Below are 3,393 nucleotides of genomic sequence, written 5' to 3' on the forward strand. Positions count from 1 at the left end.
CTTGAGTGCCATGACGTGCGCCTCAGGTGACTTCCGCGAAAAAGCTCTCCGGCACCACGCTCTCGTAATAGAACGCGCCTCGCGGGAACTCCTGCGCCTGCCAGACGATGGGCGGGATCAGGCCCGGCACGCCGCCGGCCTGATAGGCGCCGTTGTAGACCTCGTTGCGGTTGCCGGCCGGGTCGAAGAAATAAATGGTCGTGACGCCGGACACGCCGTGGCGGCTGGGGCCGTATTCCATCAGCGTGGTGCCGGCCTCTTTCATGATGTCGACGGCGCCGATGACGTCGCTGCGGCTTTCCAGGCCAAACGCGATGTGGTGCAGGTGACCGTTCGGGCCAGGGGCGATGGCCAGGTCGTGCATGGTGTGACCGCAGGTGGTGAAGGCCGCGATGACGCTGCCGTCCGGCGCCAGCACCTGCTCGGACAGGTTGAAGTCGAGCACGTCGATCAGGAACTGCGCCGTGTCGGCGGGGCGCTCGCCGGCCAGCAGCAGGTGGTCGAGATGCGTCACCCGCGCGCCCGGCTTGCCGTGCGGCGGGACGGGGTTCGGATTGCGCATGCCGCTGGCGTAGCCGATCTTGTCCAGGTGATGCACCAGGCGCATCTCCTGCCCCGATGGCAGCGGGAAGGCGATGGCGGCGCCCGCGCCCAGCACGTCGCCGGCCGGTACGTCCCGCACTGGCACGCCGCGGGCGGCCAGGACGGCGCGCGCTTCGGTGAGATCCTCGACCTCGCCCACCTTGAAGGCGACGTGATCGAGCCCGGCACGCGGTGCCTGGGTGAGGATCAGGCAGTGGTGGTCCTGGTTGTCGGCAGCCTGCAGGTACAGGCGCCCGGCGCCGTCGGTTTCGCGCAGGCCGACCACGTTCAGGTAGTGGTGGCGGGCGGCCTCGAGGTCCGTGACATACAGGCTGATGTAGCCGATGCGGCTGACTGCCATCGCGTCGCTCCTCCTGCTTGCGCGTGGTGCCGGTGTACCCGCGCGGGGCGTGGTGCAACCGGCATGGTGCGGGCGGGGTGCAGCGGTGGCTTGCCGCAGGTCAAGCGGGCGATGGATGAATGGCAAGCCTTCATCCGATGAACGCGAGGGCCCCATTGGCGCCGGGGGTGCCCCGGCGCCAGCGGGGTTCAGACCAGACCCAGTTCCTGGATGCGTCCGACCAGGCGCTCGCGGTCGGCGGGCGGCAGGTGCTCGACCGGCGGTTTCATCGGGCCGGCCTTCAGACCCAGTGTCTCGCACCAGATCTTGATCACCGACATCAGCGAGGCGTAGGACGCGGTGCGGATGAGCGGGTTCATGAACGCGTCCTCGTACAGGTGCCAGATCGGGCGCAGGCTCTTCCACTCGGGGTAGGCACCTTCGAAGTCGCCGGCGCGGGCCTTGTTCACGTAAGAGCGCAGCACCGAGCGCTTGCGGCCGTAGATGAGGTAGGAGAATTCGGCGAACAGCACCTGGCCGCCCTCGCGCAGGTCGTCGAGATAGAACTGTTCGGTCGGGTCCGAGACGATGAAGTCGTCCCGCAGCTCGCGCCGCAGCAGCAGCGACTCGGCGCGATTGAGGTTGCCCTGCTTGGTGCACACCACGGTCGGGATATCGACCAGGCGCTTGAGCAAGTCGAGCCCCATCACCTTGCCCGACACCGGCGTGCGGTACAGACAGATGGCCAGGTCGCTGCGGTCGGTGACGTACTTGAAGAAGTTGTAGATCTCGTCGTCGCCGCGCAGCTGGGTCATCGGGTTCATCAGCTCGGCGCCGGAGAAGCCGAGCTTCTCGACGTGCCTGAGCTTGTCGATGCACACCTCGGCGCAGGGGTCGAGGATGATGGTCCAAAGATCGGTGCGCCCGCGCACGGCGTCGGCCGTGATCTCGTGCAGGCGGTACCACCACTCCGGGCGCATGTTCCAGGTTTCGTTGGCAAAGCCGCCGATGACCAGGCCGTCGACGCCCCACTCGATGTAGGCCTCGATGTTCTCGCGGATGCCGGCTTCGTCGAGCTGGAAATCCTGTGTCAGCGGCGTGATCGGTGCGGCGTAGAAGTCGCGGACCCGTTGTCTGGCCCAGGCCTTGGCCTCGGCGCGGCTGAATTCGGCCATGTCGTCTCCTCCTTCAAGGCAGCGGAAGCCGGCGTGGCCACCGGTTGCCCAGTGTGCTTATGTGGTGTTGCCGGTCGTGCCGTCAGGCCAGCGGCCGGCCTGGAAACGATACTCCGCCGGCAGGCTGCTTAGAACGTCGGGCCGTTTCGGGGGCGCTGAACATGTCGTGCGCTGGCGTCGACGCAGTGGCGGCCGGCGACGTCAGGGGACAACGCGGCTTCCCGAACCGTCGGCCGGCCGCGTCAGCGTGCGTCCAGGCCGAGATTGCCGGGGGCCAGGACGCCGGCCGGATCCAGCGCCGCCTTGATGCGCGTGACGGCCCGCTGGTACTCGGTGAGCTTGCGCACTTCCGCCGCCCACAGCTTGCCGCTCTTGTACGGCACGCAGCCGAGCGCCATCAGCTCGGTGGTGCAGCCGGCGATGACCGCCTGCACCTCGGGCCACTGCTGCCGCTCGTCGTAGAACGCCAGCACCGCGCCGTGCAGGCCGCGCCGGCACAGCACGGTGGCGCTGGCCCAGGTGAATTGCGGATGGCGCTCGCGCCACTGCTGCGCCTGGTCGAGAAACGCCGGCAGGGTGTCGGTGGCGAACGAGGCCATCACCATGGCGCAGCGGGATTTGGCGAAATAACCGGCGTACGAGTACCAGTACAGTTCGTCGCGGCGCAGGTTGTGGAAATAGATCTCGTCGAAACGCGGTTGTGGCTGCCCGCCGTAGTGGGCGGCCAGTGCTTCGATGCGCGTGCGGTCGCGCGCCACCGCGTCGGCGTCGCCGCCGTAGTCCACACCCAGCATGAAACGCGGCAGGGCAGTCGGGTCGAGGTCGGGATCGGCCCCCAGCAGCCGTCCGCGCACGGCCATGGCGTCGTAGCCGGCGCCGTACCAGACGTTGTCCAGCAGTGCCTTGCGTTGCAGCTCGCCCAGGAACGCGGCGGCGGACGGATAGTCCGCAAAGCCCAGGCACGCCGTTTCGCGGTGCGCCGGCAGCGGGTGCAGCCACAGGGCGATCTTGGTAATGACGCCCAGTGTGCCGTCGGCGCCGATGAAAAGACCGGTCAGGTCAGGGCCGATGGCGTAGCGGTGGAAGAAGCCCGCGCCGTGCGCGGCGGCGCTGCCGGTGCGGATGAAGCTGCCGTCGGCCAGCGCCACTTCGAGTCCGGCCACCTGGTCGCCCATGCTCTGAAAGCGCGGCGAGCCGGTGCCGAGCGCGTGCGCGCTGACCGCGCCGCCGACGGTGGCGGCGGCGCCGGTGGACGGCACGATGCCGATGGTCTGGCCGAACGGTTCCAGCGCCGCC

The 3,393-nt window shown here is 68.7% G+C and carries 3 protein-coding genes; all 3 read right to left on the reverse strand.

Features of this window, described 5'->3' with window-relative positions; all coding sequences use genetic code 11:
* Window positions 1–22: 22 nt before the first annotated feature.
* Window positions 23–943, reverse strand: coding sequence for a VOC family protein (locus ABYX71_RS11230; RefSeq protein WP_372696585.1), 921 nt, complete (start codon window positions 941–943; stop codon window positions 23–25).
* A gap of 188 nt (window positions 944–1,131) precedes the next feature.
* Entirely contained in the window at window positions 1,132–2,097 is a 966-nt protein-coding gene (locus ABYX71_RS11235) for a dihydrodipicolinate synthase family protein (RefSeq protein WP_372696586.1), read from the reverse strand.
* 242 nt (window positions 2,098–2,339) lie between these two features.
* The coding region (locus ABYX71_RS11240) for an FAD-binding oxidoreductase (RefSeq protein ID WP_372696587.1) at window positions 2,340–3,393 on the reverse strand (1,054 nt) is incomplete at its 5' end.

Source organism: Immundisolibacter sp., from assembly GCF_041625615.1.
Classification (GTDB): domain Bacteria; phylum Pseudomonadota; class Gammaproteobacteria; order Immundisolibacterales; family Immundisolibacteraceae; genus Immundisolibacter.

Bases quoted from the DNA above. Each gene is read 5' to 3' on its own strand.
- ABYX71_RS11230 (WP_372696585.1), bottom strand. From the start codon at position 943: ATGGCAGTCAGCCGCATCGGCTACATCAGCCTGTATGTCACGGACCTC.
- ABYX71_RS11235 (WP_372696586.1), bottom strand. From the start codon at position 2,097: ATGGCCGAATTCAGCCGCGCCGAGGCCAAGGCCTGGGCCAGACAACGG.